Below are 24,607 nucleotides of genomic sequence, written 5' to 3'. Positions count from 1 at the left end.
ATCAGTGCTTGCCTCTACGCCAGGCCGGCCATGCCATGAGGATAATAAAAAGCACGGCAGGTAGCAGGTAGGACCACCAGATGCCGGGGAACGCCGGAATGACGCCTTCCTCGACTTCGTTGCGGGCAAGGCTGATCAGGTTGAACAGACCGATGTATACCAGTATGGCAACGAGGAAACTGTTGTGTCGTCCCTGGCGAGGCGCGCTGCGACTGAGTGGTACGGCCAGCATTGCCAGCAGCAGGGTCGAAATCGGAGTAGATAATCGCCACTGGAATTCTGCGATATCCTTGGGTGCATCGGACTGGAACAGGTTATGCGTCGGTTCGGCCTTGCGTCGGTAGTTGGTATCCGGTTCTTCCGGGGGGATGTGAATAATCATCTGGCCATACTTCAGTGTCGTGTCGCGGGTACTTTTACGGTCCAGCGTATAACCATAGCCTTCGAACAGCTCGAAACTGCGCGCTTCACCATAGGTGACAGGTGGCAGGTAGGCTTCTTGTGCGTAAATCGCCTGGAGTTTGTCACCAAGTTGTGTCTGGAGAAAAACGCCCCTCAGTCTGCCGGAGTCCTGGTCAACTTCACGGGCGTAAAGGACATATTTACTGTCCTGCAATTCGATGAACTGGCCAGGTTCGATTTTACGAATATCAAACTCAGCGCGTGCTTCGGCTTCCAGGCGGTAGCTTTCACGGTAAGCCCAGGGGCGTCCATAAACGGAGATGATGCCGGCCAGTACGGAAATGAGTACAGAAAGGAAAACCAGCGAGCGCATAACCCGCAACTCACCGACACCTGCGGCGCGCATGGCGACCATTTCCGAGTCACGGTACAGGCGGCTCAGGGTGGCGATAATTGACAGGTAGAGTGCCGTGGGCAGCAGTATTTCCAGCGCAATTATGGTGCTCAGGCCAATCAGCCGTATAACGGTTTCAGGATCAATCAGGCCGCTGGCTGCTTCACCGAGCTTGATCGCAGCGGTATAGCCCGTGAAAATCACCATCAGCAGGAACGTGCCCAGCACCAGCGGTTTGGTGGTTTCAATGGTGATGTAGCGGTCGAGTACCAAGATGGCTCCGGCAAGAAAAGGTTAGCGGTCATGTTAAACGATTTGCGCTGCAGATTCCCGATGATTAAGGTAAGCTCGCGGCTGGTCGCGAGGAAGCGTTTTTCAGCGTGAAAAAATCGGAAAAAAGCCGGTCACCGGCCCCGCGGGTCTGGGTTCTTTGCGGGCGAAAGGCGGGAGACAATACGCAGTTACAGGCACTGGCCGAGGCACTGGGTTGGCCGTTCGAACTCAAAAAGATATATAACCGCAAGTTTGAATTGCTCGCCAACATATTGCTTGGCGCTACCCTTGCGGGTGTTGACAGGAAGCGTTCAGACAGGCTGGAGCCGCCGTGGCCGGACCTGGTGCTGACCGCGGGCCGGCGGAATGAGCCGGTTGCACGCTGGATACACAAGCAGTCTGGCGGGAAGACACGCCTGGTGCATGTCGGGAGGCCCTGGTCGCCGCCCGAAAATTTCGATCTGGTGATAACTACGCCTCAATATAATATTTCCGGGCGGTCGGAGGTGATGACCGTCGATCTTCCTTTGCATGCCCAGACACGCGAATCGCTTGATGAATTGCGCGGTGAATGGATGACGCAATTCAGTTACCTGCCAGGGCCGCGCTGGGCCGTTTTGCTCGGTGGTGACAGTGGCCCTTTTGTGTTTACGGCCGACAAGGCCCGGCGGTTGGCAGCCTGGCTGAATGACAGGGTAGGTGAGGAGGGGGGTTCGGTGCTGGCCAGTAACAGCGCGCGTACACCGGATACTGCATACAAGGCGTTTCTGGAGGCGCTCGACGTTCCGGTATACGCCTATCACTGGGGCAGTGATGAAGCGAATCCCTATCAGGGCCTGCTGTCTGTTGCTGACCGGTTTGTCGTAACAGGTGAAAGCATGTCAATGCTGGCAGAAGCGGCGGCGGCGCAAAGACCACTTTATATCTTCGATCTGTCGGATAGTCCGGCCGATGCAAGCCAGTCTGTCGACAGGCCGTGGTGGTTGGTCGCGCATAACTTCCGCTTCAAACCGCTGACGCACCGTCTTGCCATGCTGATCGCCCCGGAACGGATGCGCAGGGACATAACGCGTATTCAGTCTGCACTCGTACAGTCCGGCGTTGCGGCCTGGGCCGGGCAATCCGTTGTGCAGGAAGTACAGGCTTCGGGGGGGAAGGGACTTGATTATGCCGTGGAAGGCGTCAGACAAATGATGAATCGTGAAAAGACGGATAAGGTATGACGGGCTTGAGTGAGAGAGCGTTGTTTTCTGATCGACTGAGTTTGTGGGTTTTTGTCAGCTATGGCGTTTTCCTGCTGGGTTTTTTCTTTTTCCCGGATCGTCCACTGCACTACAAGTTCTACTATGCAGCTGTGCTGTTGCCCGGCCTGTTTATGGCATACAGGGAGCTCCCGCTGCTCTGGAAAAACGGCCTGTTCAAATTATTGCTGGTGTGGTTGTCTTACCAGTTGTTGAGTGGCCTATGGAGTGACAACCTGACGCGGGCTGATTTTTCCACCCTGGCAGGATGGTGGGTGCAGGTTGTCACCTTTATTATTGTCACAGCGAGCCTGGTGCGCCGGTACCCGGAAGAATTTGATTTCCTGATGAGAGTGCTCGTGGCAGGCATCGCATTGTTGGCGGTTGTTTCTATATTCAGCTGGTACGCCACCCGTCCATTCCCCATGTCCAGACTGGAGCCGATTGGCCGCATCGATAATGCTATTTTGGCCGGTTGCGCCTATGGGGCATTTGCCTTGCTGGCATTGCACTTTGCCGTAGTGTCACGGGTTTTGCCGGTGCGTGTCCTATACGGTGCGGCTTTCCTTGTTCTGGCGGCCGCAATTCTGCTAACCCACAGTCGCACAGCCATGCTGGGCTTGCTGGCGGCCTTCATTGCCATGCCTTTCTGTTTTGGTCGCAGGGCTGCGCTGGCCATGCTTGTGCTGTTGAGCATGATCATGGTGGTGGCACTCAGCGCTTTTCCCGGCGTGTTTGATCGCTTTTATATGGATTTGCACTGGCGCCCACTGATCTGGGAAAACGTGCTGGCACACATTGCAGAAGCGCCGTGGTTCGGGCATGGGTATTTGTCTGACACGACGGTGCCGGTAGGGCGGAGGATGTTTCAGCATGCCCACAGCAGTTACCTGGGTTTTTTGCGCGATGGCGGGATTGCAGGTGCGGCGATATTTCTTGTTATGGTCGCCGGATTTTTCAGGCACATAATCCGTTACGGGTGCAAGCGGGCAAAATATATTGTGCCATTACTGGTATTTGCGTTTGTCGTGATTGCTCCCGATATAGATCGCCTGATTGTTCGGCCCAAGGAGCTGTGGTTGTTTTTCTGGTTTCCGCTCGCGTTGTTTGTCGGGATCAGTCAGCAGGAAGCCGTCAGAGATGAAACAAGCGATTCATAGGCATCGGTGCTGCGCTGGATAGAAAATGATGATCCACGTTCCATAAGCCTGTCGCGTTGCGGCGATTCCTCGAGTGTTGCATGGATGGCATCTGCCATGGCGCGATCATCGCCCACCGGGACCAGTTTTCCGTAGCGGCCTTCATCGAGTGCCTCGGCGACGCCGCCCGGGCAGCGCGTGCTGACAACAGGGCAGCCACAAGCGAGGGCTTCGGGTACAACGCTCGGAAAGCCTTCGTACACGGATGACAGGACAAGGAGAGAGGCGCGGGCCATGTAGCGATACGGGTTATGCGTGTAACCCGGCATGTCCACATCTTCAGATACGCCCAGTTCACTGATCAGGGTCTGAAGTTTTCCCATGCGCTCCTGGCTCTTGTGCGGATCGCGTGCTTCGCCAAGGATAATCAGGCGTGCGCGACGTTTTTTGTGAAGCAGTGCAAAGGCACGTAGCAGGGTAGGGTAGTCCTTGGCTCGCCCAGGGCGACCAACGGCGAGAATGACCGGGATGTCCTGATTGTCGAACCAGGAATGTTCGGCCGGTTCCGCTGCACGGTCTTTTATATTAGAAGGGACCAGCGGTGTGTAAATCGTCGATATGCTCCGGCGATCGAGTTGCGCGTAGCTGGCAAGATCGTCGGCAACTGCATTCGACACTGCGATAATGGCGTCAGCACGGGTATAACTGCGACGCAAAAGCGGCAACAGATGGCGTCGCCGCCATTCACCGGATACCTGGTGCCAGCTGGAAAAATTGGTGCTCTGGGTAACGGCAATCCGTGTGTTCACCCTGGCGGCGTTGCGCGCCAGTATGGCTTCGATATTCTGGTAGGTGGTTGCGGAGAAGAGTACATCCGGTTGCGAACGCCTCAGGTATTCTGTGAGCGCCGGCAGGTAGCGCAGTGTGCGGGACGGTTTGCCGGCAGCCAGTACTGGCAGGCCGAGCGACGGCAGTAGCGATGGATTCCCCAGCAGGGCGTGTATGCGCCCCTGCCAACCCGCCGCCCTGTCCAGTATGGTTCGGGTGATGGCGTCCGGTATCATCTGGAACAGCGGGCCTTTTTCGCTGCATAGCACCATTTCCACCTGGTAACCACGCGAACGCAATGAGGAGGCCGTAATCAGCGCATTACGCTGCACGCCGCCGCCGCCAAGGTTTGGTAGAAGGAAGGCCAGGCGTTGCCGCTGTGTGATTTCCTGCAACGCAGGCATCGAATCTGCGAAGGCGTCCCTGCCGGATGTGATCGATTGTATGTTGGAGTGTTGCAACTTATCAGGGTCTTGTCAGAGCGCTGAAGTGCGCCCCGACCCGGCTCTCCTTGCATTATTACCACAAACTCTACATTCGCAGCCCTGCCAAGGCAAATGAAAATTCCTGCAGTGATGCCGGTTGGTCAGGCGGCTTTGACCAGTGGGACAGAAAGTGGATGAGTCGGTGCGGGTGGCAGGTCCGGCGTACGATCCAGTACCTCAAAGGCATCATGACGCACATGGTTCTGTGCCATTTGCTCGCGGACGAACGCTTCACTCACCTTGCCCTCGTTGATGCATTCCTTCAACAAGCCGAAGAAAAAGGCTTCCTGGTTCGGGTCGGGGTGAACCTTGTAGTGGCCCAGCAGGGCGTATTCGCCGAAGAAGCGGCGCCTGGCGCGCATCAGCCATGCAACCGGCGGGAACAGGCGGAATTTTTCCGCTGGACGCCAGTCTATCGGAAGACCGGCTTTCCAGGGTTGGGTTTTTCGCCGGGTGGTGTGCAGCATGCGGGTTTCGGTCGTAAATTTGTCGAAATCATTCCATTGGTTCTCGAACAGGCCAATTGTCTCGCGGTCTTCGTACTTGAGGCAGATCCACGGCATGTAATCGCGCTTGAAACTGAACAGTTCGTCAAACCACTGTTCCACATTCCAGTGCGTCAGTTTCTCGTGATCCAGCAGCATCACGCTGGATGCCAGGCAGCGATCGATAATACCCTTGGAGCCGGAACGCGGGCGGCACATGACAGCCTTGCCCTGCATGTCGCGCGATAACAGGTCCCACACATCACTGGCGGCGAAAATATCAGGGTCAATAACCACCGACCGGCCCTTGTAGCCTGTCAGTTCGGGAGGCATGAAGCGAGTCAGCGTAAAGGACTGCAGGTCATCGTTAAGCCACTTTCGTTTTACACCGTCGCGCAGGTACAACTGGCCTTCGCGCTTGTCGAAGTACGGGTAATCTTTTTTTTCGATGATGTGGACGTCGAACTTGTCGTTATGCTGTGAATAACGACGGATGGCGTGTTCGGCGACGTAGGCGCCGGTGATCTGTTTGTGATTGGTCTGGATAAAAACCGAATGGTCCATGTGCGCGATCTCCGGGTGCGGTACGGGATCGCGACATCCTAGCGGTCAGTTGTCGAAAATTATTTGATCTACGTCAATAAATCAGGCGGCAGACAGATTCAGCGGTGAGTGACCTGGCGGGGCCAGGTCCGGTGTTCTTTCCAGCACTTCAAAGGCATCGTGACGCACATGATTGTGCTTCATTTCTTCGCGCAGCATGTCTTCCGTCACAATACCCTTCTCCAGGCATTCCTTGAGCAGGCCAAAGAACAGGTGGGTCTGGTTGGTGTCCGGGTGTTCCTTGTACTTGCCCAGCAGGCCATATTCACCAAAGATCTTGCGGCGTGCGCGCATGGCCCAGGCCACCGGCGGGAACAGGCGGAAACGTTCGGCGGGGCGCCAGTCGATCGGCAGGCCGGCTTTCCACGGCTGGGTCTTGCGCCGTGTGACGTGCAGCATTTTCGTTTCCGGCGTCAGCTTGTCGAAGTCGTTCCAGACATTCTCGAACAGCCCGATGGTATCGCGGTCTTCCATGCGCAGGCAGATCCACGGCATGTAGTCACGCTTGAACTCGAACATTTCGTTGAAGGATTCTTCTACTTTCCAGTGCGGCAGTTTTTCGCAGTCCAGCAGCATGACGCTGGAAGCCAGGCAGCGGTCGATGATGCCCTTGGTGCCGGAACGCGGGCGGCACATGATGGCCTTGCCCTGCATGTCGCGTGACAGCAGTTCCCAGATATCGGCAATGGCGAAGATGTCCGGGTCGATGACCACGGCGCGGCCCTTGTAGCCCATCAGTTCGGGCGGCATGAAACGGGTCGGGGTGAAGGACTGCAGGTCATCGTTCAGCCACGTACGCTTGACGCCGTCACGCAGGTACAGCTGGCCTTCGCGCGCCTTGAAGAACGGGTAGTCGTTGGTGTTGACGATGCGCACATCGAATTTGTCATTGTTCTGCGAGTTGCGGCGCAACGCATACTCGGCCACCAGGGCGCCGACAATCTGTTTGTGGTTGGTCTGTATAAAAACACAATGATCCATGAAATCGCCTGGCCTCGTACCCGTTACTGTTAAGGAAACTCTGATTTATTCCCCGTCATTCTGGCGCATGCCAGAATCCAGGGGTTTCAACGACAATGGATACCGGCATACGCCGGTATGACGACACATCAGAGCTGCCATCGATATAGTGCCGCTATTGTAGCGGATTTATTCAGGAATTCCAGCGGCTTAGTGTGCTGCAGTTCACGCGCTGGAGGCTTCGTCCGGGGTTTCTGTCTGTGCTTTATAGCCAAAAACAGGGTCCAGGCGTTCGCCAAGTAGTTCATTCATCGCACGAATTTGCCCGTCGTCGAAATAGTCGCGGTAGCCGCCGACCTTGGCCTTGCGAACCTTGTAGGAGTTCGGGTTTTTGCGGTCTTTCGGCACCATGCGGCTGCCGGACAACCAGAAAGTACGTTTTTGTTCCATTTTGCGCATGTTGTCGATCGAGGCGAATTCCACGGCTTCACGGATTTCCTCGTCGCTGCCGGGTGTGCCGATGAACTCGACAATGCGTCGCAAGGCACCCTCGGTATCGGAGCGCAGGTCTTCGTAGCGTACGATGAGCAGTTGGCCGACGTTTTCCGCTTCCCGTGCCCAGAGGTTCAGGTAGTCGATGATTTTCGGCAGACCGGCAGGGTGCATGACGAAATCGTAAATAGAGATATCCGTACCGTGGTCCGGGTAGTCGTTCAGCGCTTTCTTGCCCGGTCGCATGCGGTACTTCCACTGGAAAAACTGGGAAACGGCCACGTCCAGCGGGTTGCGAATCAGCAGTACGACCTTTTTATTGTAGAAGTCCGCCTTGCTGTCCGTGTTGCCCGTGTAATCCTTGATGTAGTTGTCGTGGGTAAAGAACAGCTTCGGAATCGCCGGGTTCTTTTTGTGCAGGTTATCGAAGCCGATCAGGTGCCGTTCAGACAAGCCGTGTTTGACCTGGTAGAAGCGCGATATCATCACACGCACCCAGGTGCGCCCGCTTTTGCCGAATGACACGATGACGGCATCGGCCTGTTTCAGCTTGCGGTATTCTTCCTTGCCGCGCAGCCAGCGGTCGATGCGGATTTTCTTTTCTTTCGGAAGAAAGAAAACAAGACCTAAGACTATGAATCTGGTAAGTTTCTTGATGAAAGTATGCATGTGTCGGGGTGTTGAACATTTGGTATGCTGTAAGGCGCGCACTTTAACACATTCAAATCACCCCGCGCAGCCTGTATTTAAGTGTTTTCAGGGTGTGCCCCTGGAGGGCCGGCCAAACCAGATTTATGCCGGGTGTACACTGCCCCGGTTGATCAGGACTAAATAAAGAATACAGGACATGCAATTTATACATCCCGGCTTTGTTAAGACAGCAACCAGCTCGTTACAGGTGCAGGTGTTTTCCAATCATCCCGATATTCACTACCTTGGGATGCCGGCGAAATCCACAGACATGACCTGGGCGATCAGGCATATCTGCCGTGCGGATTCCGTGTACTACGAACGTGACCGGGTCAGGGAGATATTCAGTGCTGCTCTTGAGTCTGCACCCGATGGAAAGAGCGTGATCCTGTCGCACGAGAATTTTGCCCTGTACGAAAGCAAGGACAAGGGGATGCTGGCGCAACGCCTGCGTGAACTCATTCCCGATGCGAAGGTTTTTTTTACCTTGCGACGGCAGGAGGAAATTCTGGCTTCGTGGTATCTGCAGAAACTGGCCAAATATATTCGTGGAAACAACTTCATATCATTCGACCGCTGGCTCAAGCTAAAGCTGAAAGCCCGACATCGCTCGATTCTGGACGACCTGAATTTTTACCCGATCATCGATTTTTATGCCGGGCTGTTCGGGAGGGAAAATATCCGTATTTTCCTGTTTGAGGAACTGCGGGAGGATAGCGGTCGTTTTGCCAGCGATATGTCGAGCTTTCTGGATGTGGATACAGCTCAATTCGAGAAACTGCTGAAGATGGACAGGCAGAATCCGACCATATCCCAGGACTATATCGAATTCTGGCATAGGTGGGGGCCGTGGTTGCCTTACCGGCTGGCGCAGAAGCTGGCATTGAGAATGGATAACAGTAAAGGGCGTCCGGCAAAAATCGATATAGGTGAGCAGTCCAGGGCACTGGTACGGACCTTGTGTGCCGAAGGTAACAGGCAGCTTGAAGAAACTTATAACCTGCCACTTCGTAAATTCGGTTATACGATGAGTGATGCCGGTTAGACTCAGGTGTCCTGGTTCTGGTTGTAGCCAAACTCCGGTGAAAGCTGACTGTCAATCATTGCATTGATGGTGTTGATCTGCTCCTGGCTCAGGTAGTCTGTAAAACCACCAATCTTTGCACGACGCGTCTTGAGTGAGTCGGGGTTCGAAGTGTCTCTGGCAAACAGTTGTTTGCTGTCTGTGCGGAAAGTCTGCTTTTCTTCCATTTTGCGCATGTTTTCGAATTTTGCGTACTCGACAGTATCCCTGACCTGTTCCGCTTTGGGTGTTTCCCCGAGAAAGGACAGAATATGCGCCATAGCTTCCTGAGGGTTCCTGCGCATATCCTCGTAGCGGACGACGAGTACCTCCTTCATGTTCCCCAGTTCTCTTTGCCAGCTGTTCAGGAAACGTATATTTCGAGGAATTCCGTGGAAGCTGTTCATGGCGAAGTCGAATACTTCCACGTTATCTTCAATGTTCAGTTCGGAATGGAGGCGACGTTTGGAGGGGTTGGTGCGGTAACGCCACTGGTGGAACTGTGAAACGACCAGGTCCCTCGGGTCACGTACCATCAGAATGGTTTTTGTTTGATAATAATCTTTCTTGTTGTCCAGGTTGCCGGTGAAATCGCGTAATACATTGTCGTGGGAAAACAGGATGCGCGGTGCTGCATGATTTTCCTGGTAGAAATTATCAAAGCCGATTACGGAGTGTTCCGGAAGGTCGAATTTCTGCTGGTAATACCTGGACAGCATGACCCTTAGCCAGGTTCTTCCGCTTTTGGGCAATGAAACCACGGCAAAGTCGGCTTTTTTCAGCTTCTTGTGTTCTTTCTTTCCGCGCATCCAGCGGTCAACGGAAACTCTTGTTGACCTGGGGAAAAGAAAAAGCGCGCGTTGTAGCAGGGAGCGTAATGTCTTGGTTGAAACTAGTGTCATTTGGAAAATCGCTCAGTGTGCCGGCGGTCAGTTTATCAGCTTGTTGATAGATACTACGACACGTTGCAGTTCATCCTCGGGTTTTTTGCCGGGTGAGGGAAGCGTCTGTCCCAGCGGTACAGCCAGGCCCTTGTCGTAAAGCAATTGATGTATAGCCGTCAGGTCGCGTGTATATCCAACCATCCCTGTTTTGTACAGGAGTTCGCCCGCTTTTTTTCCGCGCAGCCAGTTACCCAGCCTGTGCTGGAGTTTTCTGAATATATTGCGCTGGACAGGGAGGGGGTATATCGCCAGTGGCTTACCCAGGCGGGCCACTTCAATCATCATCGACATGCTGTCACCAGTGACGATGAAGCGGTCGGCCAGGCCCAGCAATGCCAGGTAGGGGTTGTCCGTATTGTCCGGCGACCAACAGTACAGTTTTGCATTGGAAGGGAGATTTTCCCGAAATACCTGGATTACTGCCTCCGGTGTGCGCCGGCTGGTGGTGATGTACAGGAAGCCGTTATCCGACAGGGTGCTTGTCTGTGCCAGTAATTGCCGGGCGGCGTCTGCATCAAAGCGGAAAGGTTTGGTTTGTCCACCAACCATCAGTGCAGTAATGGGACGAGGCAGTTCCGCGAAGCGTTTTGCCCACTCTTGTGAGGCCCTGGCAATGGCTTGTTCGTTGCTGCGCATCAGCGGAAAGTCCAGCTGCAGGACTTTTGGGTCGTCGGGCATCCGGTACTGTGATGGCACGATGATCAGCGAGAAGCGGTTCATCCAACGCTTGGGTCTTCCCAGCAGCACAATTTTACTGTGGCCTCCGGATTGTTGTTGAATCCACAGCGCCGCCATTGAGGGTCGCCGTCCAATGGTAATTATCAAGTCTGGCCAGGGGGGTTCCAGTGAATCGGAACGTTCCGGGTCGAGATGGTAGAGCGATGCCTTGAAGCGGGGTTTTCCCAGTACATACTCTGGCCTGGGGAGCATGCGTTTGATTTCGCAGGGCAGCCCCAGTGCCTCGGCAATAATCTCGATCTGTGCGTTATCGCCCGGCTTGTCACCAGTCACCAGCCAGATGCGCGGCGTCTGTTTTGACATTTCATTTTCCATGGTTAGCGAAAGGCTCCGCGTCGGTACAGGTCCCAGAACATGCCCCAGATAAAAATCAGTGGCCAGCGGCGTACACGATCGGGAATTTCCACGCTGACGCCGGAATGACGTTCCAGTTTCCAGGCGATGTAATCAAGTCCGCCATCAAAAGTAAACAGGGCTTTCAGCAGGCGCGCGACGGACAGCAGTTTGCCCTGAACCGTGCGAAGCTTCCAGGCGAAGCCAGTCACCAGACGGGTGATTGCAGTATAGTTTGTGCGATAGCGCAGGCCGGTTGCTGAAGGTTCCAGCAGGAAGTTCGGGGTCAATGTATCCGCCGCATACTGCGTGACGGTTTCGTAATAGTGCAGGTTTGCACTGACCAGTTCGCCGGCGCGGTTTGCAGATTCCGGCCGTAGTTCGGTGCGGTAACTGAGTGTCAGACCATCGCGCCACAGGGACAGCAGGTCGCCTTCGGGCGGCAGTGCCGGCAGGGCACGTCGCAGGAAAGTGATGACGGCCTGCAGCAGGCAGTGGTCGATCTTTTCCCGGCTGTCGTTATCACGTTGCCAGGCAACGGCCACGGGCTGGCAGAAACGCCCCCACAGGTAGGAATGAAACCAGCGGCGCGAGGTGCCACGCTGCAGGTCGGCGAGTGTCAGCACGGCATACTTGCAGCGTACGGTGTGGTCTTCGTGGGCCACCTCGGTATAAAACACATTGGGTGGCAGCAGCCAGTTCCATATCGCACGGGGTAAGGAACTGTTGGCCTCGCGGTAGCTGTCGACAATCAGGTAGAGGTCGACCAGTCCGTCGTAGGGATCTCCGCTGCGCAGGCAGGAACCATAGAACAGGACAGCGACAAGATTTTCACCGTAACGTCTGCGCAGTGCATCGATCAGCGTTTGCAGTGCCGGATGTTCAGGGACTGGCGTGAGGTCGGCGAGGTGTTGCCCCGGTTTGCCTGTGTCGGATGGCATCATGAGCCGATCTTCAGAAATTCAATATCGCCACCGTGGCTGACACGGATTGGCCCGTGCTCGCGGCTTGCCTGGTAGAGTTCCCCGTCGATGGTGAAGGTTGTGTCCATGTACAGTTCGAGTTGTCGGATATTGTGGCTGACATAGCCGTTTACCGGTGTGGCGTCCTTGCCGGGCTTCCCGCGTAGCAGTCCCGGCAGTTTTCTCAGCAGTCCTTTGGCGGGCTTCTCTATACAGGTGCAGTGCAGGGGCCGTTGTTCCCGTCCCCACCAGGGGTGTATGCCGAGGAAAAGTCGTTCCAGGCCGGTGACCAGCAGTATAGCAAGTTGCTTTTCCTCCGCCTCGTCCTGGCCGTCAGATCGCTGGCTGACATTGATCGGTGCGGTGAATTGCGGATCTCCGCGCAGCACGCCCCAGACCGCTCGCAGCAGTGTTACGCCGGGACCGATTTCATCGGTAAGCCCGACGTTGTGAATATGGCTTGTGCAGTGTTCGATACCATTGATGATGATCGAGCCGGCGCCAAAAAACATGCCGTACAGGGTGTCCTGACCGACTGCGCCATCGATACGCAGCACCGGTCGCGTCAGAGGCTCGACGGAGAGTGCTTCACCATCGGACCAGCGACAGAGCTTCCCGATCTGTTTGTCGAGGCGGCCGTGCATGCCTGCATCAGCCGCATTCATGTTGGTGGTGCCACCTGGCAGCAGCACCACGGCGGGCTGCTTCTGAAAAGGCGAGGCGTTGAGTAACGCGGCAAGGACTTGCGCGGTGGTGCCATCGCCGCCATTGATCGCAACGACGTTGATGTCCTGTTCGGCAAACGCTTTTAATGCGGCAGGGATATCCTCAATGGATGGCGTGATGCGATGAAGAATGCTGCCTTTTGCAGCAATCATGGCCTCGATATCTGCCAGTGCAGCGCGGTTGCGGCGACTGTGCGGATTGGAGATCAGGCCGATGCGCGGGCGATCATTGAAAGTGTGTGTGGGATTCAAGCGTATTCGTCGGTCTGAATAGGGTACTATTTCCTGAACGGCATCCTAACCCAGCAAACCCGGGATAAGTACCTTTACGATATAATTTTCTGCCATGAATGATGTTTCCCCACCTGCTGGTCTGCGGTTTGCGCACTTGTCGGACCCCCATCTCACCACGCTCGAAGCCGTGCGCTGGAACCAGTTGCTGAGCAAGCGGATACTGGGCTACCTGTCATGGCGGCGTGGCCGGCGTGCCGAGCACCGTCGCGAGGTACTCGATGCGCTGGTCGAGGATATGCGCGGCCTGCACCCGCAACACATCGTGGTGACCGGCGACCTGACGCATATCGGTCTGCCGGATGAATTCCGCCAGGCGCGTCACTGGCTGGAGCGGCTGGGTGAGGGCGGTGATGTGACCATTGTGCCCGGAAACCATGATGCCTACGCACGCCATACCTGGTCAGATACGTTTGCACTCTGGGAGCCGTGGATGCGCTCGGACGCGACAGCCGGACAGCCGTCGCAGGGCGGCGACAGGTTGCTGTTTCCCAGCCTGCGTATTCGCCAGGGTGTGGCCTTTATCGGATTGTCGAGTGCGGTGACCACAGCACCGTTTCTGGCGACCGGCAAGCTGGGTGCTGCGCAAATCGAACGCTTGGAGGTGGTGTTGCGCGAAACCGGATCGCAGGGGTTGTTCCGGGTTGTGTTGCTGCACCATCCTGCCGTGGAGGGCGCGGAGAAATGGCGCAAGCGGCTGACCGATACGACTGCGCTGGGTGAGGTTCTGTCGGAATACGGTGCCGAACTGGTGCTGCACGGACACAGTCACCGTGCCCTGCAGGGTCATATTCAGCGTGCGGGTGGCGATATCCCGGTATTCGGCATACCGTCGGCCTCTGCCATCGGGCGCAAGCCCGGGCGGGCGGCGCAATATTATCTTTACGAGGTTCGGCCGGAAGAACATCAGTGGCGTCTCGATGTGCAGGTAAGGGCATACCAGCGCGAGCAGCATGGCTTTTCACTGGCGCATGAACATCATTTGTCGCTGCCGAGGATACTTTCTACAAAACGCTGATCCTCGACGGTATCGACGTCGATGGCGGCTTCCGGAAACGGTAGCAGTACCGGTTTGATATCGACATCCAGCTTTTCCGACAGACGTCTTGCCGCCGTTTCCATGCGCAGCATGCCGAGGCTGTATCGCAGTACCGAGCCCAGCCCCAGTTGCCGAATGATGTACAGCGGGTTCTTGCGTTGTTTCTCCACGCTGCGCCAGGCATTGGCGACCCGGTGTGAGCGCGGTGTCAGGAAGGCGAACAGATTGCAGCCGCAGTAGCCGTCGTCGCTGAAACGCATCACGGTCTTGCGTGCACCCGGGAATTTCCTGTGAATTTCGTCGATGGTGGTGACACCCGCCGCCACATCGGCGCCGGTTGCGCTGGCGCGTTGCAGAAAGTCGTCGAGAATATCCGGTCGCAGCAGCGGGTGATCGGCTGTCGTGATCAGTGCCGGCTGACCTTCCGGTAATTGCTTCAGGGCCTGGTAGGCACTGCTCGCCGGGCTGTCGGCGGGTTCAAGCCAGCGTACGACACCTGACTCGATCATCTCTATCAGCACCGGGGATTGCTCAAGACAGGCTCTGGCCGGGCCGCACAGCACAATGTCCCTGACCTGCCGGGTATTGGTCAACGCATCGACAACATGCTGGATCATGGGGCGGTTATTAATATCGACCAGCGCCTTGGTACATACCCCGGCGTGCCGTATCAGCGGATCGTCGCGGTGACGGTCAGCAGCGAGAATGATGGCAGTAAACCCGGTATCAGTCATGCAGGTTCTTTTCATACAGGCGGTAGCGTTTGTATTCGACGCCACCCAGTTTTTCGATGATATTACGCATGGCCTGATTGTTTTCGAGTATCCATGACATTTCCACCTCTTTGATACCGCGGCGTATGAAAGGCGTTCTCAATGCCTCGGTTACCGCAAAGGCAAGTGCCGGCCCGAGCCGGGTATGCTGGTATTTTTTCAGCACGCCCATCAGCGGGATGCGTGCGCGGTCAGGGTAGCGCACCTTGATGCGCCAGAGCAGCTTCAACCAGCCCAGTGGCAGCAATCGGCCGTTCAGATCCTTGATGGCCTGGTTGATATCGGGCAGACCAATAATCATCGCCGCGGGTTCGCCGTCGACTTCGGCGATCTGTACAAAGTCATCATCCAGCAACAGGGTCATGGCTTTGCCGACTTCCCTGAACTCTGCCTCGGTGAAAGGGACAAAGCCCCAGTTTTCCGACCAGGCATCGTTGAAGATATGCCGCAGGATGGCCAGTTCCTCGTCGAGTTTCTTTCGGTTGAGCTGGCGCAGCCGTATGCGGCCGGATAACCGCTCCAGCAGGCGTTTCACGGTAGGTGTGAACTGGTAGGTGGGTGGCTGATGGTAGGCCAGCAGGTCGCGGGCCGGTGTATAACCGTTGGCCTCGACATGCGCGCCATAGTAGGGCGGGTTGTGCCCCATCATGATGCAGGGTGGTGTATCAAAGCCGTCAACCAGCAAGCCGGCTTCCTCGTTGATGGACAGGGTAAATGGCCCCGTGACGTGCGACATGCCCTCATTCGCCAGCCAGGCCTCTGCAGCCTGGAACAATGCGCTGAAAACAGCCGGGTCGTCTTCGGCCTCAAGGCTGCCGAAATAGCCGACCGGATCTTTATACCGATCCAGGAACAGCTGGTCGATTTGTGCGCTGATGCGGCCAACAGGGCTGTTGTTTCGATACGCGACCCAGCCACGCCAGCGCGCGTGGTCGAAAAACGGGTTTTTTCGGCTATAGCGCTGTTTCTGCTCGATCAGTAACGGGGCAACCCAGTGGGGGTCGTTACGGTAGACGGACCATGGCAATTGAATGAAGTCCTTGAGCCGGGCCTTGTTGTCCACGCAGCGGACATCGAGATCATCCTTGTCAGCTTGCATCGAGCTTCGCTAATTGGTATTTGGGGCGCTGATCATACCGGGCCAGCGGGTGCGTCGCTACTTGAGGTATAATGGGGTGGGCGTCACATTTTCTTTATGCGTCATCACTTATACTCGCGAATCGCAAAAATGGCCGTGAAGATATGGTCTGAATTTTGCTTAAGTAACCAACCGGTATTTGTTGGGTATGCTAACCCCCGCGTTTACAGGGTTTAACCCAAAGTGTTGTATTATTTCTGTCGCGAATTGGCGACATTTATGAAATATGTCCAACAAGTGCCGAAAAAACGTTGAAAAAGTATTGTGTTTTCTTCCTATTGTAGGAATAATTCACAACCGGTTGACTGAACGGTCAGGCACAGGCTTTGTTGTTGTGAAAAAACAACGCCGCCAGGCAGAGTGAGTGTTTGCGCTTATGGCGTGTACTACATGGCACCACAATCTACCGGTCGGTAATTACTGAAACTTTTTTGGGGTGTTCCTGTCTGTGACGGGGACCGAACACAATCCTCAAACAGGGAAAAGACTTTTGGGCGCTGAATCGACACCAACTTTACACAATCTGCCGTTTCGTGCCGCTGATTTTGCAACCCTGCCCGAAGCACTCGACTATGCTGCCAGGGGCGATACGGGTGCTAACTTCTACACGGGTCGGGGCAAGCTGTATGCGACCATGCCTTACGCCGAGTTGCGCGAAGCATCTCGCGTACTCGCTCGCAAGCTGCTCGGCATGGGCCTGCAGAAGGGCGATCGCGTTGCACTGGTGGCAGAAACCAACCCGGATTTCCTGAGATTCTTTTTTGCCTGCCAGTATGCCGGGCTGATTCCCGTTGCATTACCGGCATCGGTAAACCTTGGCGGTCACACGGTATATGTCACCCAGTTGCGTGGCCTGCTCGAGAGCAGCATGGCTTCCGTTGCGATGGCGCCGGAAGGTTACGCCTCATTCCTTGAGGAAGCCGGTGAAGGTCTGGGCCTGAAGCTGATTGGTTCACCCGATGTGTTCGATGCATTGCCGGAAACGGATATCGACTTTCCGTCTATCCAGCCGGGCGACACTGCCTACATCCAGTACACATCAGGCAGCACAAGATTCCCGCGCGGCGTTGTCATCAAGCAGGGTGCGGTAATGAGCAATCTGGCGGGTATTATCGTCCATGGCGTTTGCATCGGCCCGGGTGATCGCTGTTTCTCCTGGTTGCCGTTCTACCACGACATGGGCCTGGTGGGTCTGGTGCTGGTGCCGGTTGCCTCACAGATTTCTGTCGATTACCTCGATACGCGTGAATTCGCCATGCGCCCCCGTCAGTGGCTGAACCTGATGACGCAGACGAAAGCGACTATTTCATTCGGGCCTCCGTTCGGTTACGAGCTGTGCACCCGCCGTTTGCGTCCGGGCGAGGCGGAAAAATATGACCTGAGTAACTGGCGCGTTGCAGGCGTTGGAGCGGAAATGATTCGTTCCGAAACACTGACACGTTTTGCCAAGGCACTGGCTCCGGCAGGTTTTGACGACAGGGCCTTCCTCGCCTGCTATGGCATGGCCGAGTGTTCTCTGGCGATCAGTTTCGCTCCCCTGTTTGAAAAACACTCGACAGACTGTGTTGACGGAGATCACCATTCCGATCATCAGGAAGCCCTGCCGATCCATCTCTCCGAGAATCCCGGTCGTGCGCGTTGCTTTGTAGACTGTGGACAGCCCCTGCCCGAATACGAAGTCGAGATTCGTGATGAAGAAGGCAAGGTTTTATCGGATCGCCTGAGTGGTTCCATCTTCGTGCGTGGTCCGAGCGTGATGTCCGGTTACTTCAATGCATCTGAAGAAACCGAAGCCTGTCTTTCCGATGATGGCTGGTTGAATACCGGCGATATAGGCTATCGCGTGAACGGTAACCTGATTATCACGGGCCGCAAGAAGGACCTGATTATTATCAATGGCCGCAACATCTGGCCGCAGGATCTTGAGTACCTGGCCGAACACCAGCCGGAAGTTCGTATTGGCGATGCACTGGCATTTTCAGTTCCGGGCGTTGGTAACGATGAACTTTGCATACTGGTCGTCCAGTGTCGTGAGTCTGATCCCGTCAAGCGCGCTGACCTGGCTGACCGGCTGAACCGTCTGGTGCACATGGAGCTGGGTATTGATGTATTTGTCGAACTGGTGCCGTTGCATACCCTGCCGCGGACTTCGTCCGGCAAGTTATCGCGCTCCAAGGCGCGCCAGAACTTCATTGAGTCTCATGACATCAGTAATCTGGAGGCTGCAACCAGTGAGCCGGAGTTGAAACAGGGTTCAGTCTGATTTGTGTGTCATCCCGAGATAACATAACCGGCTTCGGCCGGTTATTTCGTTTCAGGAAGACAGAAAAATTGAAATGACCGAAGTTTTTCCGGGAATGGAATCTTTTCCAGAGTGAAGCGCTGATGACAAAACAAATCGCCGTTACCGGTGCCAGCGGTTTCATCGGCCGCAGTATTTGCAGACACCTCCATGCACAAGGCTGGCAGTTACGCCTGTTGATGCGTTCACCGGCAGGCGATACCGGGTTCGACAAAATCAATCCTGAAATCATTCGTGGCGATGTTCATGATGAAGCTGCCCTGGCGCGCCTTGTTGATGGCGTCAGTGCCGTCATTCATTGCGCCGGCGTTGTGCGCGGTGCCAGCCAGGAGGACTTCGACAGCGTTAATGTGGGCGGGTTGTCCCGTCTGCTGGATGCCATACAGCGTGCTGAAAAAGCACCGCGCCTTTTCGCGTTGTCCTCACTTGCTGCACGTGAGCCGGCGTTATCTTTCTATGCAGCCAGCAAGCGACGCGGTGAAGCGTTGCTTGAGCAACAGGGTACAGGGCTTGACTGGTTTGCGCTGCGACCACCTGCAGTGTACGGCCCCGGTGACCGTGAAATGCTGCCATTGTTTCGTGCTATGGCAAAAGGGTTTGCACCGGTGCCGGGTAACAAGGCCTCACGCTTCTCGATGGTCTTTGTCGATGACATTGCCGAGCTGGTTGCCGCCTGGCTGGAGCGGGAGACTGTGGCGCCAGGTATCTATACGTTACACGATGGCCGAACAGGCGGATATAACTGGAGTGATGTATGCCAGATTGCTTCAGAAATTTGTCACCGTACCGTCCGTCCGGTCGAGATACCTTCACTGTTGCTGGATATTCCCGCCTGGCTGAATACCCGTATGTCACGCTGGTTTGGTTATGCGCCAATGCTGACACCGGAGAAGCTGCGCGAACTGCGTCATATGGACTGGGTTTGCGATAATGCAGGGTTGAGTGAGGCGCTTGGCTGGCAGCCGCGCGTGCAGCTCAGGGAAGGTTTGCTGAAAACACCTGGCTGGTCATCAGTCAATCGATAGGCGGTAGTGCTTTTCCCGGGTTGAGTATGCCTTTCGGATCGAACTGTCGCTTGATAGCGTGCATGAGCTGCAGACTGTCAGGCCCGATTTCCTTTGCCACCCAGTCGCGTTTCACCAGGCCGATGCCGTGCTCACCGGACAATGTACCGCCCAGTTCGAGTACTGTGCTGAAGACATCTTCAAGACAGGCCTCTGCCCGCTTTTGTTGGCCTGCATCATCAGGATTGTAGAGCAGGTTGACGTGCAGGTTGCCATTCCCGGCGTGCCCGAAGTTAACGATATGAATGCCATGTGTTTTAGAAAATTCAGACAATCTGTCGACCAGTACCGGGATGCAGGATACCGGCACCACAACATCTTCATTGATCTTTTTCGGCGCCACACGTCGCAGGGCGGGTGACAGCGCTTTGCGGACATCCCAGAGTGCAGCCACTTCTGCTTCATTGCTTGCCTGGTGTACAGCAAGGCAGCCGGTAGTTTTTGCGCTGTCGGAAACCTGTTCGGCAAGCTCATCGATCTGGGAGGCAAGCCCATCAACTTCAATAATTAACAGCGCACCTGTGTCACTGGCCAGTCTGCCCGCCAGTTCGTCGCGCACCATATCGATAGCGTTACCATCCATGAATTCCAGCGCGCAGGGTGTGACCGGGCTGGCCATGATATTTGCAACGGCTTTGGCCGCGCTGTGCATATCACGGTATTCCGCGCGCAGGGTGCGTTTGGCGGGCTGCAGCGGGGTGAGTTTGAGCGTAGCTTCAGTGATGATGCCCAACGTGCCTTCGGAACCGATCATCAGGCGTGTCAGGTCATAACCGACCACGCCCTTAGTAGTGCGTACACCGGTGCGCAGGGTGCGCCCGTCGCCGGTGACAATACAAAGTCCCAGCGTGTTTTCGCGTGGTGTTCCATACTTGACGGCGCGTGGTCCTGCCGAGTTATAGGCAAGGTTACCGCCCACGGTGCAGACGGCAGCACTGGTTGGATCGGGTGGCCAGAAGAACCCCTGCCCGGCAGCAGTTTGTTGTACCTGCTGGTTGGTGATACCGGGCTCGACCACTACCAGCCGGTTGTCCCGGTCGAGTTCAATCAGGCGGTTCATCCTGTGCATCGAGATGATAACCGATTGCCGGTCCAGTGGTACTGTGGCGCCGGTGGTCCCGGTACCCTGACCGCGTGCCAGCAGCGGAGTATCATGCTCATAACAGGCGCGTACAACGGCGACTACCTGCTCGTGTGTGGTCGGCAGTGCAACCGCCATGGGTTGTCCCTGCAGCTTGCTGTTATCGTAGCCGTAGGTATGGCAGTCGGCCGGGTCGGTTAACAGGCTGTCACCCAGTGAGGCGCGTAGTGCTTCAGTTATGTCCTGCGACATATGGCCTCACACGGCGTCAGGCAAGCTGCGCTAGTCGAGGTATTCAAACAGTTTGACGATACGCTGCACACCCTTGACCTGACGGGCTTTTTCAGTAGCGGCATCGGCTTCGCTGTGAGTCACCAGCCCAAGCAGGAAGACCGTGCCATTTTCCGTAACCACCTTGATCCGTGTCGGGTCAAAACCTTTCAGCTTGACGGAAAGCATGGCGGTCTTGACCTTGGTGGTGATCCAGGAATCGCTGGAGCGCGTCATCATCGAACTGGGTGCTGCAACCTGTATTTCGTTATGCACCCGTCGTACTTTCTTGTCACGACGTGCGATCGCCCCGGCGCGTTCCCGCATGGCGCTGGTTGGTGCTTCACCGGACAACAATACAACACCGTTGTAACTGGTTATGTTGATATGCGCCTGCTTGCCAAGTTCCGGGTCCTTGTTCAGCGCGCTGCGGATGCGTAATTCGATGGACTGGTCTTCAACCACCGTGCCGGCTGTTCGACGATCATGCGCTACCGAAGCCGTTGTCGCGGCGCCGCCAACGATCAGGGGTGCGCAGGCATTGAGCAGTAATGTTGTTGCCAGTAGTGCAACAGGGGCCAGCCAGCGATTATTTATCATCTTGTTCTCCAGTTTTCTGTATTGGTCTGTTTGATCAGGCATCGAGCCGGAATGCATCCCTTAGCCAGTCTATTGCGGGATGGTCTGCTTCCCCCTCGATGGATACGACATCGAACCGCGCCGCATCGTTCCATGCGTGACGACAGTGCATATAATACTGCGCGCAGCGTATGATGCGCACCTGTTTGCTTCTGACGACAGTTTCTGCCGCGCGACCAAATCGCGTCTGTCGCCGGTAGCGCACTTCCACGAACACCAGAACACCGCGGTCCCGCATGACAAGGTCTATTTCGCCGCCCCGGCAATGAAAATTACGGGTGATCAGCGTCAGTCCATGACCCTGAAGGAAGTTACAGGCCAGGACTTCTGCCTGGTCCCCGGTCTTTTTGCGATTCATTGCGTCCCTCCATGGACACGGATGTTTCACTGTGAGTAAGTTTTTTCGGTACGCCCCTGTAGAACTGCGCCCATTCCAGCGTGCGGTGCAGGCGTTTTTGTTCATCCAGGGTCAGGATGCCGGTAGCGCCCGGGTAATTTGCGAAACCGGGCATGTTCAGTGTGCCAAGCCACGGTGTCACCTGCCAGGCATCGTAGCCCAGTGCAAACAGTCGCTGAAAGCGTTTACTGCGTACCGGCCAGACACGGGCCAGCATCTCGCGTTTTTCGGCCCAGCGTCCCGCCTTGTCCAGTACCCAGGGGATATCGCAGAACATCAGACCGTCCATGTCGCGGTCCAGTCCGGGGTCGGATGTCGCTGCATATACATGCGATGTACTATACACCGGCAGATCGCCGGCATGGTGGAAGCGAAGTTGTGGTCGCAGCTGTCGTGCCTGCCGGGGAAAGCCCAGTATAAAGATCGCTTCAACATCCTGCCGGCGGCGCGGTTCATAGTTGAGCCTCTCACCGAGCAGTCGCTGTAATGCATTATGTCGCCGCTTGCTGCCATCGAGGTTCAGCGTACTTTCGATCGGTTTCTTGAAGTCGGCTGTTTTGGGCGGGTAGCGCCCGGTTTCCAGAACTTCCCCGCCCAGATCACCATAGGCCCTGGCGAAGGCATTGAAAACCCGTTCGCCCCACGGATTGTCAGGAATCAGTGAAATCACATACTGATGCCCGTCATTGAAGATGCGTTGTGCCGCCTGGCGTGCCTCGTCTTCCGGTGCCAGTCCGAACTGATAGAGTGGCAACTCATTGTCAGTTTCACCACCTGTCTGGTTCAGGGCCATGACCGGAACCGGCAGCAACCCGGATTGCGACAGTTGATCGATAGACGCTTTCAGCAGCGGGCCGATGACGAAGTCTGCACCATCGTCAACCGCCTGTTGGTAGACCGACCACAGCAGCATGGCGTCACCGCCGGTGTCGTAGAAACGCAGTGTTGTCTCGACAGGTTGTTCCTCGTACCAGGCCGCGAGCATGCCGTCGCGCAGCGCGGCAGCCGATTCGCGCGCACGGCCGCTGAATGGCAGCAGAACGGCAATGTGTTGTGGGCGTGCGGTGAGCTGCTCAAGTTGCCCGAGCAGGTCGGGCAGCAGGGCGCTTTCTGCAGCATGCCCCGGGTAGCGGGCACGCCAGCCGGCCAGTTGTTGCATCCATGCCTGTCGGTCGCCGCTCGATTGCCGGGTGATTTGCAAGAGTTCCATCCAGCCGCTCAGCGGGTCGGGTGGCGGGTTTACGCGCAGGTTTTCCAGTGCATGGTCAGTGAGCGTGGAGAGCTGCTCCCAGATACGGTACTGGTTTTCGAGTTTTTGCTGTGGATCATCAAGCAGGCCGTCAAGCCAGATCAGCTGACGGGCGGCTTCCAGGGTATTGCCGCGCATGGCGTAGGCCATGGCACGAAGCTGGTAATAGCGGTAACCGTGATCGGGAAGTAATTCCGGGTTACTGATAGTTTGCAGCTTCTGTAGTGCTTCTTCACTGCGGCCTTCGGCGAGATCCAGGCGTACACTGAGCAGCAGGTGCTGGATGCGTTGCTGCTCGTTCAGTGTGCGTGTGTCGATGCTGGCCAGCACGGGTTCAAGCTGATCCCACAGTTCGCCCTGTTCCAACACCGCTGCGGCCTTGAGGCGCAGGGCAGGACGCTGGTCTGACGGTGCCGTGCGTGCAGCTTCGAGGTAGTGTCGGGCAGCGGAGAGATAGTCTCCCTGTTCGATGTACGACTGGATCCGGGCATCCACGCCCTGGTCAGTTGGCCTGGTGGGTTGCACGGGCGAACCGCCGCAGCCGGCAAGTACCAGCAGCACCAGCGTAAGAAGCACGTATAATCTGGATACAAACACGAAGGGCGATACCTGTTTTGGTGAGTGCCCATTGTAAATGAGGTGGGAGTGGATGTGCATGTTCTTTTACCGTAGCCGTTGTGGCGCATATATATGAGCCTGACGGAACCGGACAAGAAAGTTGATGGTGGAACCTTGTATGTGGTAGCTACACCGATCGGGCACCTGGGTGATATCAGTGCGCGTGCTATCGAGGTGCTGAAGCAGGTCGACCGGATTGCCGCCGAGGATACCCGCCACAGCGGCAGGCTTTTACAGCATTTCGCGATCCAGACCCCCATGCTGGCGCTGCATGAACACAATGAGCGCAATAGCGCACCATTACTCATCGAACAGCTTCAGGCCGGTCAGTCGATTGCGCTGATTTCTGATGCAGGGACCCCCCTCATCAGTGACCCCGGTTTTAACCTGGTGCGGCTGGCGCGTCAGTCCGGTGTGCGGGTGGTGCCGATACCGGGTCCCAGTGCATTGATCTGTGCACTGTCGGCGGCTGGTCTGGCGACCGACCGTTTTGTGTTCGAGGGCTTCCTGCCGTCAAAGTCCACAGCGCGTCGTAACAGGCTCGAACAGCTGGTGCGCGAACCACGCACCCTGGTGTTCTATGAATCCAGCCATCGCATTGTGGATTGTCTTGCCGACATGGTGGCCGTTTTTGGTGCCTCGCGCCGCGCCGTGCTGGCGCGTGAATTGACCAAACAATTCGAAACCATTCGCCAGGATGAGCTGGGCGCCTTGCAACAGTGGGTGGAAGCAGACAGCAACCAGCAGAAGGGTGAAATCGTGGTGCTGGTGGAAGGCTGGTCTCAGCCTGACGACGATGTGCTTAATGCTGAAGCAGAAAGGATATTACAGGTGCTTCTTGAAGAATTGCCGGTCAAGACAGCCGCCAAACTGGCTGCACGCCTGACCGGGCTGAACAAGCGGGATTTGTATGAGCGGGGTGTTGAGCTCAAAAAGACCGATTAACCCCCCCCTTCCCGTCATTGTGAGCCACGCGAAGCAATCTCCCA

The 24,607-nt window shown here is 56.1% G+C and carries 22 protein-coding genes; 7 read left to right on the top strand and 15 right to left on the bottom strand.

From position 1 onward, the window contains the following. Position 1: 1 nt before the first annotated feature. Entirely contained in the window at positions 2 to 1,069 is a 1,068-nt protein-coding gene (gene lptF, locus DFR30_RS11675; protein ID WP_165869194.1) for an LPS export ABC transporter permease LptF, read from the bottom strand. A 107-nt stretch (positions 1,070 to 1,176) separates the two neighbouring features. Between lptF and DFR30_RS11670 the strand changes: the two genes are divergently transcribed. After that, entirely contained in the window at positions 1,177 to 2,292 is a 1,116-nt protein-coding gene (locus DFR30_RS11670; RefSeq protein ID WP_132973437.1) for a mitochondrial fission ELM1 family protein, read from the top strand. Next, positions 2,289 to 3,470 carry an O-antigen ligase family protein gene (locus DFR30_RS11665; protein WP_132973435.1) on the top strand — a complete coding sequence of 394 codons (1,182 nt, stop codon included), beginning with the start codon at positions 2,289 to 2,291 and terminating at the stop codon, positions 3,468 to 3,470. The genes DFR30_RS11670 and DFR30_RS11665 overlap by 4 nt, the downstream gene beginning before the upstream one ends. Here the strand turns inward: DFR30_RS11665 and DFR30_RS11660 are convergent. From DFR30_RS11660 to DFR30_RS11645, 4 genes are all read right to left on the bottom strand, one after another. Further along, on the bottom strand, positions 3,431 to 4,681 hold the full coding sequence (locus DFR30_RS11660; RefSeq protein ID WP_132973433.1) for a glycosyltransferase: 1,251 nt from the start codon (positions 4,679 to 4,681) through the stop codon (positions 3,431 to 3,433). The genes DFR30_RS11665 and DFR30_RS11660 overlap by 40 nt on opposite strands. Positions 4,682 to 4,863: 182 nt before the next feature. Then, the gene (locus DFR30_RS11655) at positions 4,864 to 5,811 is read right to left on the bottom strand and encodes a hypothetical protein (protein ID WP_132973431.1); all 948 of its coding nucleotides are present in this window, start codon (positions 5,809 to 5,811) and stop codon (positions 4,864 to 4,866) included. 81 nt (positions 5,812 to 5,892) lie between these two features. Beyond that, positions 5,893 to 6,831: a hypothetical protein gene (locus DFR30_RS11650; RefSeq protein WP_132973429.1), complete on the bottom strand. Its 939-nt coding sequence runs from the start codon at positions 6,829 to 6,831 to the stop codon at positions 5,893 to 5,895. 204 nt (positions 6,832 to 7,035) lie between these two features. Further along, positions 7,036 to 7,971: a sulfotransferase domain-containing protein gene (locus DFR30_RS11645; RefSeq protein WP_132973427.1), complete on the bottom strand. Its 936-nt coding sequence runs from the start codon at positions 7,969 to 7,971 to the stop codon at positions 7,036 to 7,038. A gap of 178 nt (positions 7,972 to 8,149) precedes the next feature. On the opposite strand from DFR30_RS11645, the gene DFR30_RS11640 reads away from it, so the two are divergent. Continuing rightward, a complete protein-coding gene (locus DFR30_RS11640) occupies positions 8,150 to 9,037 on the top strand; it encodes a hypothetical protein (RefSeq protein ID WP_132973425.1) in 888 nt (295 codons plus the stop codon). 2 nt (positions 9,038 to 9,039) lie between these two features. On the opposite strand, the gene DFR30_RS11635 is transcribed toward DFR30_RS11640, so the two are convergent. From DFR30_RS11635 to DFR30_RS11620, 4 genes are read right to left on the bottom strand one after another with little or no spacing between them, the layout of a single operon-like run. Next, a complete protein-coding gene (locus tag DFR30_RS11635; protein WP_132973423.1) occupies positions 9,040 to 9,957 on the bottom strand; it encodes a sulfotransferase domain-containing protein in 918 nt (305 codons plus the stop codon). A 27-nt stretch (positions 9,958 to 9,984) separates the two neighbouring features. Next, the gene (locus DFR30_RS11630; RefSeq protein ID WP_165869193.1) at positions 9,985 to 11,040 is read right to left on the bottom strand and encodes a mitochondrial fission ELM1 family protein; all 1,056 of its coding nucleotides are present in this window, start codon (positions 11,038 to 11,040) and stop codon (positions 9,985 to 9,987) included. Positions 11,041 to 11,054: 14 nt separating this feature from the next. Then, positions 11,055 to 12,014 (bottom strand): hypothetical protein, encoded by a 960-nt coding sequence (locus tag DFR30_RS11625; RefSeq protein ID WP_207891893.1) that lies wholly within the window; start codon positions 12,012 to 12,014, stop codon positions 11,055 to 11,057. Then, on the bottom strand, positions 12,011 to 13,009 hold the full coding sequence (locus DFR30_RS11620; protein WP_165869192.1) for a diacylglycerol/lipid kinase family protein: 999 nt from the start codon (positions 13,007 to 13,009) through the stop codon (positions 12,011 to 12,013). Before DFR30_RS11620 ends, DFR30_RS11625 begins: the two co-directional genes overlap by 4 nt. Before the next feature lie 94 nt (positions 13,010 to 13,103). On the opposite strand from DFR30_RS11620, the gene DFR30_RS11615 reads away from it, so the two are divergent. Next, complete coding sequence (locus tag DFR30_RS11615; RefSeq protein ID WP_132973417.1) at positions 13,104 to 14,066, top strand: metallophosphoesterase family protein; 963 nt, start codon at positions 13,104 to 13,106, stop codon at positions 14,064 to 14,066. Here the strand turns inward: DFR30_RS11615 and DFR30_RS11610 are convergent. Both DFR30_RS11610 and DFR30_RS11605 read right to left on the bottom strand, forming a co-directional pair. After that, on the bottom strand, positions 14,027 to 14,821 hold the full coding sequence (locus DFR30_RS11610; protein WP_165869190.1) for a nucleotidyltransferase family protein: 795 nt from the start codon (positions 14,819 to 14,821) through the stop codon (positions 14,027 to 14,029). The genes DFR30_RS11615 and DFR30_RS11610 overlap by 40 nt on opposite strands. Continuing rightward, positions 14,814 to 15,959 carry a GNAT family N-acetyltransferase gene (locus tag DFR30_RS11605; protein ID WP_207891892.1) on the bottom strand — a complete coding sequence of 382 codons (1,146 nt, stop codon included), beginning with the start codon at positions 15,957 to 15,959 and terminating at the stop codon, positions 14,814 to 14,816. Before DFR30_RS11605 ends, DFR30_RS11610 begins: the two co-directional genes overlap by 8 nt. 529 nt (positions 15,960 to 16,488) lie before the next feature. Here DFR30_RS11605 and DFR30_RS11600 point away from each other — a divergent pair. Next, on the top strand, positions 16,489 to 18,261 hold the full coding sequence (locus tag DFR30_RS11600; RefSeq protein WP_132973413.1) for a fatty acyl-AMP ligase: 1,773 nt from the start codon (positions 16,489 to 16,491) through the stop codon (positions 18,259 to 18,261). Between the two features lie 122 nt (positions 18,262 to 18,383). Then, positions 18,384 to 19,325 carry an NAD-dependent epimerase/dehydratase family protein gene (locus DFR30_RS11595; RefSeq protein ID WP_132973411.1) on the top strand — a complete coding sequence of 314 codons (942 nt, stop codon included), beginning with the start codon at positions 18,384 to 18,386 and terminating at the stop codon, positions 19,323 to 19,325. Here the strand turns inward: DFR30_RS11595 and DFR30_RS11590 are convergent. Genes DFR30_RS11590 through DFR30_RS14585 form a run of 4 tightly spaced genes read right to left on the bottom strand, consistent with a single transcriptional unit; the run spans position 19,315 to position 23,597 of the window. Beyond that, complete coding sequence (locus DFR30_RS11590) at positions 19,315 to 20,697, bottom strand: FAD-binding oxidoreductase (protein ID WP_132973409.1); 1,383 nt, start codon at positions 20,695 to 20,697, stop codon at positions 19,315 to 19,317. The genes DFR30_RS11595 and DFR30_RS11590 overlap by 11 nt on opposite strands. Before the next feature lie 30 nt (positions 20,698 to 20,727). Continuing rightward, on the bottom strand, positions 20,728 to 21,315 hold the full coding sequence (gene dolP / locus DFR30_RS11585; RefSeq protein WP_132973407.1) for a division/outer membrane stress-associated lipid-binding lipoprotein: 588 nt from the start codon (positions 21,313 to 21,315) through the stop codon (positions 20,728 to 20,730). Positions 21,316 to 21,349: 34 nt separating this feature from the next. Continuing rightward, entirely contained in the window at positions 21,350 to 21,712 is a 363-nt protein-coding gene (locus tag DFR30_RS11580; RefSeq protein ID WP_243640732.1) for a YraN family protein, read from the bottom strand. Continuing rightward, complete coding sequence (locus DFR30_RS14585) at positions 21,666 to 23,597, bottom strand: penicillin-binding protein activator (RefSeq protein WP_243640731.1); 1,932 nt, start codon at positions 23,595 to 23,597, stop codon at positions 21,666 to 21,668. The genes DFR30_RS11580 and DFR30_RS14585 overlap by 47 nt, the downstream gene beginning before the upstream one ends. Positions 23,598 to 23,690: 93 nt before the next feature. On the opposite strand from DFR30_RS14585, the gene rsmI reads away from it, so the two are divergent. Then, a complete protein-coding gene (rsmI, locus tag DFR30_RS11570; protein ID WP_132973401.1) occupies positions 23,691 to 24,563 on the top strand; it encodes a 16S rRNA (cytidine(1402)-2'-O)-methyltransferase in 873 nt (290 codons plus the stop codon). The last annotated feature ends 44 nt before the right edge of the window (positions 24,564 to 24,607 follow it).

Source organism: Thiogranum longum, assembly GCF_004339085.1.
Classification (GTDB): domain Bacteria; phylum Pseudomonadota; class Gammaproteobacteria; order DSM-19610; family DSM-19610; genus Thiogranum; species Thiogranum longum.
Note: the sequence above shows the minus strand (reverse complement) of the source record. Positions and strands in the feature narration are given on the sequence as shown.

What these genes read in the sequence shown, in the direction of transcription:
- DFR30_RS11665 (WP_132973435.1), top strand. Translation starts at nt 2,289, where the DNA reads ATGACGGGCTTGAGTGAGAGAGCGTTGTTTTCTGATCGACTGAGTTTG.
- DFR30_RS11660 (WP_132973433.1), bottom strand. Translation starts at nt 4,681, where the DNA reads ATGCCTGCGTTGCAGGAAATCACACAGCGGCAACGCCTGGCCTTCCTT.
- DFR30_RS11655 (WP_132973431.1), bottom strand. Translation starts at nt 5,811, where the DNA reads ATGGACCATTCGGTTTTTATCCAGACCAATCACAAACAGATCACCGGC.
- DFR30_RS11650 (WP_132973429.1), bottom strand. Translation starts at nt 6,831, where the DNA reads ATGGATCATTGTGTTTTTATACAGACCAACCACAAACAGATTGTCGGC.
- DFR30_RS11645 (WP_132973427.1), bottom strand. Translation starts at nt 7,971, where the DNA reads ATGCATACTTTCATCAAGAAACTTACCAGATTCATAGTCTTAGGTCTT.
- DFR30_RS11640 (WP_132973425.1), top strand. Translation starts at nt 8,150, where the DNA reads ATGCAATTTATACATCCCGGCTTTGTTAAGACAGCAACCAGCTCGTTA.
- DFR30_RS11635 (WP_132973423.1), bottom strand. Translation starts at nt 9,957, where the DNA reads ATGACACTAGTTTCAACCAAGACATTACGCTCCCTGCTACAACGCGCG.
- DFR30_RS11630 (WP_165869193.1), bottom strand. Translation starts at nt 11,040, where the DNA reads ATGTCAAAACAGACGCCGCGCATCTGGCTGGTGACTGGTGACAAGCCG.
- DFR30_RS11625 (WP_207891893.1), bottom strand. Translation starts at nt 12,014, where the DNA reads ATGATGCCATCCGACACAGGCAAACCGGGGCAACACCTCGCCGACCTC.
- DFR30_RS11615 (WP_132973417.1), top strand. Translation starts at nt 13,104, where the DNA reads ATGAATGATGTTTCCCCACCTGCTGGTCTGCGGTTTGCGCACTTGTCG.
- DFR30_RS11610 (WP_165869190.1), bottom strand. Translation starts at nt 14,821, where the DNA reads ATGACTGATACCGGGTTTACTGCCATCATTCTCGCTGCTGACCGTCAC.
- DFR30_RS11605 (WP_207891892.1), bottom strand. Translation starts at nt 15,959, where the DNA reads ATGCAAGCTGACAAGGATGATCTCGATGTCCGCTGCGTGGACAACAAG.
- DFR30_RS11595 (WP_132973411.1), top strand. Translation starts at nt 18,384, where the DNA reads ATGACAAAACAAATCGCCGTTACCGGTGCCAGCGGTTTCATCGGCCGC.
- DFR30_RS11590 (WP_132973409.1), bottom strand. Translation starts at nt 20,697, where the DNA reads ATGTCGCAGGACATAACTGAAGCACTACGCGCCTCACTGGGTGACAGC.
- dolP (WP_132973407.1), bottom strand. Translation starts at nt 21,315, where the DNA reads ATGATAAATAATCGCTGGCTGGCCCCTGTTGCACTACTGGCAACAACA.
- DFR30_RS11580 (WP_243640732.1), bottom strand. Translation starts at nt 21,712, where the DNA reads ATGAATCGCAAAAAGACCGGGGACCAGGCAGAAGTCCTGGCCTGTAAC.
- rsmI (WP_132973401.1), top strand. Translation starts at nt 23,691, where the DNA reads ATGAGCCTGACGGAACCGGACAAGAAAGTTGATGGTGGAACCTTGTAT.